At 46.4% G+C, this 7009-nt stretch carries 6 protein-coding genes; 4 read left to right on the forward strand and 2 right to left on the reverse strand.

From position 1 onward, the window contains the following. The first annotated feature begins 32 nt into the window (after positions 1 to 32). The 3 genes from FTU55_RS11800 to FTU55_RS11810 all read left to right on the forward strand — a co-directional run bounded on the left by FTU55_RS11800 (position 33) and on the right by FTU55_RS11810 (position 2356). Positions 33 to 416: a DUF2237 family protein gene (locus FTU55_RS11800; protein ID WP_034597805.1), complete on the forward strand. Its 384-nt coding sequence runs from the start codon at positions 33 to 35 to the stop codon at positions 414 to 416. Then, positions 416 to 1006, forward strand: a complete 591-nt coding sequence (locus FTU55_RS11805) for a nucleoside triphosphate pyrophosphatase (protein ID WP_045795448.1) — start codon at positions 416 to 418, stop codon at positions 1004 to 1006. The genes FTU55_RS11800 and FTU55_RS11805 overlap by 1 nt, the downstream gene beginning before the upstream one ends. A 168-nt stretch (positions 1007 to 1174) precedes the next feature. Continuing rightward, complete coding sequence (locus tag FTU55_RS11810) at positions 1175 to 2356, forward strand: cupin domain-containing protein (RefSeq protein ID WP_180047177.1); 1182 nt, start codon at positions 1175 to 1177, stop codon at positions 2354 to 2356. Positions 2357 to 2360: 4 nt separating this feature from the next. Here the strand turns inward: FTU55_RS11810 and FTU55_RS11815 are convergent, their stop codons facing one another. Continuing rightward, positions 2361 to 4250: an ATP-binding protein gene (locus FTU55_RS11815; protein ID WP_373686122.1), complete on the reverse strand. Its 1890-nt coding sequence runs from the start codon at positions 4248 to 4250 to the stop codon at positions 2361 to 2363. Continuing rightward, complete coding sequence (locus FTU55_RS11820) at positions 4247 to 4933, reverse strand: response regulator transcription factor (protein WP_016659055.1); 687 nt, start codon at positions 4931 to 4933, stop codon at positions 4247 to 4249. Before FTU55_RS11820 ends, FTU55_RS11815 begins: the two co-directional genes overlap by 4 nt. Positions 4934 to 5195: 262 nt before the next feature. On the opposite strand from FTU55_RS11820, the gene FTU55_RS11825 reads away from it, so the two are divergent. Continuing rightward, complete coding sequence (locus FTU55_RS11825) at positions 5196 to 6866, forward strand: FMN-binding glutamate synthase family protein (RefSeq protein ID WP_180047179.1); 1671 nt, start codon at positions 5196 to 5198, stop codon at positions 6864 to 6866. Positions 6867 to 7009 lie beyond the last annotated feature (143 nt).

Here is a 7009-nt window from a genome sequence, read left to right on the forward strand (position 1 = left end):
GGAAAAAAACAGACCTGATAATTTTTATGCCTATGTCTATACATCCAGATCCAACCCTGAACCGTTTAAATGTTTTAGGCGAGCCTTTGGCCAGCTGCTGTTTTGACCCGATTACCGGCTATTTTCGTAATGGCTTTTGCCATACGGCGCCCACGGATCTGGGCCAGCACACTGTTTGTGCACAAATGACCTCGGAATTTCTGAACTTTTCCCAGAAAATTGGCAATGACCTGATCACACCGTTGCCTGAAGTCGAATTTCCGGGCTTAAAACCGGGTGATTTCTGGTGTATTTGTGTGACCCGCTGGGTTGAAGCCTATCAGGCCGGTAAAGCACCACCCGTAAAAATTCAGGCCTGCCATCAGGCGGTACTGTCTTACGTTCCCTTAGATATTTTGATGGAATATGCTGTCTAATGAAGCGTCCGATTATTCTGGCGTCCAGCAGCCAGACCCGTAAAGAACTGATGGACCGTTTAAAGCTCGACTATCAGTGTATGACACCCGACATTGATGAATCACCGCAAGGTGAAAGCCATGCCGATGATCTGGCCAAACGGCTGGCTTTTGAAAAAGCCCAGAGTATTGCCGAGCAATATCCTGAAGCCATTGTGATAGGTTCCGATCAGGTGGCGTGGCGTGAAGGTGCGCCCGATATTTTTATTGGCAAGCCCTTAAGCCCGGAAAAAGCCATTCGCCAGCTGCAGGCCAACTCGGACAAAATTGTCTACTTTAGTACCGCATTAAGCGTACAGCAAAAATCCAGCGGCTTTGAACAGACCCTGGTTGAACACTATAAGGTCAAATTCCGTAAACTGAGCCTGGATGAAATCGAGCGCTATGTGGCACTGGAACAGCCGCTGCATTGTGCCGGCAGTTTTAAATGCGAAAGTCTGGGGATTAGCCTGTTTGAACAGATGATTGGCCAGGACCAGACCACCTTGATGGGTATGCCAATGATTCAGCTGTGCCAGATTCTCCGCCAGCTTAATCTGCAGATTCCCTAAACACGGTAATGCAATACCCAAAATGATCAGGTGCCTGTCCTGATCATTTTTTCGCCATCTTTTCCCTTCTGCCACTTTTCTAAATTTCCTCAAGATGAAGTTCATCACTTGCACCACCGCACAACTCAAGGGACAATAACAGCTAAATTTATGTTGTAGTTATTTGACATGTCTCAACCTTTAGACGTTTTAGGCGGAATCACCGCTGAACAATTCCTTGCCGAATATTGGCAAAAAAAACCGCTGCTGGTGCGTAATGCTCTGCCTGAAATTGCCAATATTCTTGAGCCGAGTGATGTCATGGAGCTGGCACTGGACGAAAATATCAGCGCCCGCTTAATCAAGCAGAAAGATCGTGATCCCAACCAGTGGTCCGTAAAATCTTCACCGCTATTAAAAGCCGATTTCCAGAAAATGCCAAAGCTGTGGACGCTGCTGGTCCAAGCGGTAGATCACTACTCTTTTGATCTGGCGGAACTGTGGAAAAAATTCCCGTTTATTCCGCAGTGGCGCCGTGATGACATTATGGTGTCGTACGCACCAAAAGGCGGTTCGGTCGGCAAACACTTCGACTTCTATGATGTATTTCTGGTGCAGGGCTATGGTCATCGCCGCTGGCAACTGGGCCAGATGTGTGATGCCGAAACCGAATTTGTTCCAGGCCAGCCGCTGAAATTACTGCCAGAAATGGACGTCAATTTTGATGAAGTGCTGGCACCAGGTGACCTGCTTTACGTACCACCAGGTTTATCGCACTATGGCGTGGCCGAAGATGACTGCCTGACCTTCTCTTTCGGTTTCCGTATGCCAAATATCAGCGACATGATGGATCGCGTCAGTGACAAGTTTTCTGACAACCAGTTGCTAAAAAATCCGTTGCAAGATCTGATCCGCGACCAGATCAGCCCGATTGGACAAATTGCCCAGCCGGAACTGGAATATTTAAAAGCCGAATTGCTGGCACAACTGCACAACTCGACCGTGTTGGAAGATGCCATCATGAGCCTGATGTCAGAGCCAAAATATCCAGACAATATTCCAGAAGCAGAAGAAATTGGTACTGGCGATCTGGAAGATGCGCTAGATCAGGGCTATCAACTGATTTTAGAACCGGCTTCACGCCTGCTCTATACTGAAGAAGATGGTGAGTTGCTGTTCTGGGCCAATGGTGAAGGTTTATATATTTCGGATGAGTTTGCGCCGCTACTCAAGCAGATTGCTGATGGTGAACTCGTCGAGCTGAATGAAGACCTGTACCATGAAGACATTCTGGAAGATGTGGCTCAGTTACTCAATGATTCTGTACTGATGCTGCTGCCTGCCGAAGATGCAGAAGATGAAGCCGAATAAAGACTTAATCCTGAGGTGATACCACTAAAATCGCCTTGATTAAGGTATAACCAGGTGTAGAGTTCACCTTTAACTCTGCACCTATCCGCGCCAGACGCAGCTTCATACTGCGTACGCCAATACTCATCCCGTGATCGAGCACCCCATGGGTATCAAATCCAATTCCATCATCCTGAATACTTAAACATAAAGTCTGTTCATCGGGAAAATCCAGTGTCACTTGCACATGCTTGGCCTGACTGTGCTTCACCACATTGGTCAGACTTTCTTCCAGCACCCGCATCAGGTTCAGACATTGCAGCGGTGTCGGTTGCACCACCCATTCACTGGCAATGTTCCAGGTGGCCCGCATCTCAACTTCATCCATGAGCTGGCTAAAACGATGTCGCACCGGCGCAATCCACAACACCGGCGTTTCCGGCACTTTGGCACCAATTGAGGAACCACTGTCAATAATTTGCCGCAAATCATCACGTAGCAATTTCAAGATCGACAGAAACTGGCGGTTACTCATGGGCTGCTCGCTCTGGTCGACCATAATCATCGAGCGTACCAGCGAAGCACCCAAGCCATCATGCAAATCATGCGAAAGATGAATCCGCTCCTGCAAACGCACATTTTCCAATTCCAGATAATGCTTTTCCGACATGCTCTGTTTTAAGTCTTCACGAACCTCAAACACGCGATATTCAAGTTGCTGGTTAAAATGCTCAATTTTCTGCATGCTTTTGGTGGTGCGAATCCCGAGAATTAAGGCAATAAACAGCGTCACCACCGGTGAGGTATACGGCGATAAGGGCTGTAAATCGGTATCAAACGGTGCGGCCAACAGTGCAATATCTAAAGCGGCAAAAATAATAATCAGGCTTAAACAGATCACCAGCAGGATATTTTCTACACGTGGTACGCGGAAGGTTAAACGCAGCAGGTACAGGAAAACCCCGAAAAATAGCAGGCTATAGCCTAAAAACACCAGCCCGAAAACGGTTTGTGCATAATCGAGCGGCGTCACGAAAATCCCCAAAATCACCGCCACCGAACAGATAAAGGCGGTTTCTTCCAGTATCGGAAATTTTTTATCAACAAAACGCAGTAAATAGACAATAAACGACAGAATATACAGCACAAAAAAGGCGATATTGGCCTGTGCCGCCATCAGCGTATTCGGGAAGGGATAGGTTTCTGTACTAATAATATTGGAGACAAATAACAGCCACAGCAAACAGCTTAAGGCAAACCAGCCATAACTGACTTCTTTACGCCGAAACAGCCAGATCACCAGACACAGTACGCCCAGGGTTGCCGATAAAATCGCATTAATCACAAATAAGGTACGGCGATCCCAGATCTGTTGCTGATATTCCGTATAACTGTTATAGACATTCTGGAAGGAAACATCACCGAGACCGGCAGATTGAAAGGCATAGCCCCGGACATAGACTAAAATTTCATTCTGGTCGGGACGCAAGCCACTAATCGGTAAAATCCAGTAGCGTGGCATATTCCAACTTTTGGAGAGTGGTTCTTCCAGATGCCGGTTTGACCAGATTAAATCGCGGTTTAAAAACACCGCACCCGCACTATTTAAATAATTAATAGAAAATACAATCGACTGGTCCAGCACGGCCGGTTCCTGACAGGACCAGTTCCAGACAATTTTGTACCACACCCCGCCGTTATAATCTGGCCAGCGCTCGTTCCAGCGATCAGGCAAAGTCACAGGTTGCCATCCTGTATGTGGATGGCTATGAATATCCGGTGTCTGTACGGTGCTGACCGACTGAATATTAACCTGACAATACGGGTCTATGGCATAGCTTTGCTCTGCATACGCACTCGATAGACAAAGATAAAGACAACAGCCGCACCAAAACTGGAGCAATCTGTAGATCATAAAATGCCTAATGAGCGCGCTGTACTGACTGCCTTGGTGCGTTTACTCACCGAGAGCTTGCGATAAATATGCTTGATATGACTTTCCACGGTATACCGCGACACAAACAGCTGCTCGGCAATTTCCCGATTACTCAGGCCCTGCGCGACCAGATTTAGAATTTCATGTTCACGGTTGGTCAGCTGTTCAATATCTTCATCGGGCTGTTTAAACGGCTTGGCAATTTCCTGTGGTTTCTGTACTGAAATCTGCGACAGTATTTCCCGGGCAATAAAGGGATCAATCGGTGCGCCGCCTCTTAAAATACTGCGAATGGCCATGATCACTTCAGTATCGTCGCGTTCTTTTAACACATAACCGGTAGCGCCCGCCTGAATGGCCGAAAACAGGCTGTTTTGCGTACTCCAGGCCGAAATCACCAAAATTAGTACACTGCTGTCTTTGGCCCGAAGCTGTTCAATCAGTTCAATCCCATTGCCATCTGGCAACCCCAAATCGACCAGCGCCAAAGACACCGGCTGTTCTTCAATTTTCTGTAATGCTGCTTTTAAATGGCTAACAAAAATCAGCATGTCATTGCTGTAGCCCATTTCAAGGAGGATATGTCTGAGGCGTGACTGAATCATGGGTTCATCTTCCACAATCAGCACAGGGGCCGGTAATATTGATTCTGTAATGTCCACTGTCTTCCCCGATCTTTTAACTTTCAATATAGCGATATTATTAAACGGTTCTCTATCCCTAGAATTAAGGAATTTCAGAGTGTTAGCACTGTTATTTTTATGATTTCAGCATAGCAGCTATTTTTTAATTTTTATAGATTTTATTGCTCATTTTTAAGCTGTGCTAAAGCCCTTGCCAAATTTCACAAATCATTACTTGTATGCCCTATTCAGAATCTGCACAGTAATACAAGATTGAATTCGCAATGGAAAAATCATAACAATGCCAAGTCCAGCCCAAGCCATTCGCCATAAACTTTTAAATACGTTCTTCTCCCGTCACTCGGTCTGGTTTGCCTGTATTTTAATTGCACTGGGGATTACATGGCTTAGGCTATTTTATGAGCCACATTATATTTATTATTTTCTGTCCGATGGTGTAATTAATTCACTCTGGCTAATCACCACGCTGCTGAGTCTGGTCGGTCTATATGATGTCATTCAGACCAAGCATTCCATTCTGAAAAACTACCCGATTATGGGGCATTTCCGGTTTATTTTTGAAGATTTCCGCCCCGAAATTCGCCAGTATTTTATTGAGGCCGATCAGGATGCCCAGCCTTTTTCCCGCATGCAGCGCAGTCTGGTCTATCAACGTGCCAAAAATGAAAATGCCGATAAACCCTTTGGCTCGATTTTGGATGTGTACGAAGCCGACTACCGTTTTATTGTGCATTCCTTGCGCCCCTGCCCACCGGCTGATCCAAAAACCTTCCGGATTCATATTGGCAATGAACAATGCAGCCAGCCTTATAGCGCGTCGATTTTAAATATTTCTGCCATGAGTTTTGGCAGCCTGAGCGCCAATGCCATCCGTGCCTTAAATAAAGGGGCCAAACTTGGTGGCTTTTATCATGACACTGGTGAAGGCAGCCTTAGCCCGTATCATCTGGAATATGGCGGCGATATTGTCTGGCAAATTGCCAGTGGCTACTTTGGTTGCCGCACCGCAGAAGGTTTATTTGATCCGGAAAAATTTGCCCGTCAGGCCAGTAATCCGAATATCAAGATGATTGAACTCAAACTCTCTCAAGGTGCCAAGCCGGGCCATGGCGGTATTTTGCCGAAACATAAAATTTCAGAAGAAATCTCGCAGATTCGTGGTGTGCCACGTGACCGCGATTGTGTATCGCCCTCGCGCCATCCTAGTTTTAGCACCCCAATTGAAATGCTGCAGTTTTTACAGCAGTTACGCGATTTATCGGGTGGTAAACCGGTGGGCTTTAAACTGTGTATTGGCCAGCCCTGGCAATTTATGAGTATCGTCAAAGCCATGCTGGTGATCAAAATTGTGCCTGACTTTATTGTGGTGGATGGCTCAGAAGGCGGTACCGGTGCCTCCCCGATTGAGTTTAGTGACTATATTGGTACGCCGCTGCGTGAAGGCTTACTATTTGTGCATAACACCCTGGTCGGTGCGGGCCTGCGCAGCAAAATCAAGCTCGGGGCCAGTGGTAAAATTATCAGTGCCTTTGATATTGCCAGTACCTTTGCCTTAGGCGCAGACTGGGTCAATTCCGCTCGCGGTTTTATGTTTGCTGTCGGCTGTATTCAGGCACAAAGCTGCCATACCAACCAATGTCCGGTCGGTGTCGCCACCCAAGATAAAGACCGTCAAAAAGCACTGCATGTACCCTCCAAAGCAGAACGGGTCTACAACTTCCATAAAAATACCATGCATGCCCTGTCGGAAATGATTGCGGCAGCCGGTTTAAAACACCCGGCCGACATTCGTGCCCATCATCTGGCGCAGCGGATTAACGACCGGGAAATTAAAAACTATGCCCAGCTGCATTTCTGGTTGAAAGAAGGCGAATTACTGAGCTGTGAAAATAAAGATGAAGAAAACTTTTATTTTCGCATGTGGAATTTGGCCAAAGCGGAAGAATTTTAAAAAAGAGGCACCCGCCTCATTGCTGTCCCACAATTTTTCACAAGAGGAAGCTCATTTGAGCTTCCTCTTGTTTTATGGGTATTTTATCGGGTGAAAATAAAGCTTTTAAAGTTCTTCTTTCAAACAAATTCACTTGAATTATT

It is taken from the genome of Acinetobacter sp. YH12117, assembly GCF_013418865.1.
GTDB lineage: Bacteria > Pseudomonadota > Gammaproteobacteria > Pseudomonadales > Moraxellaceae > Acinetobacter > Acinetobacter indicus.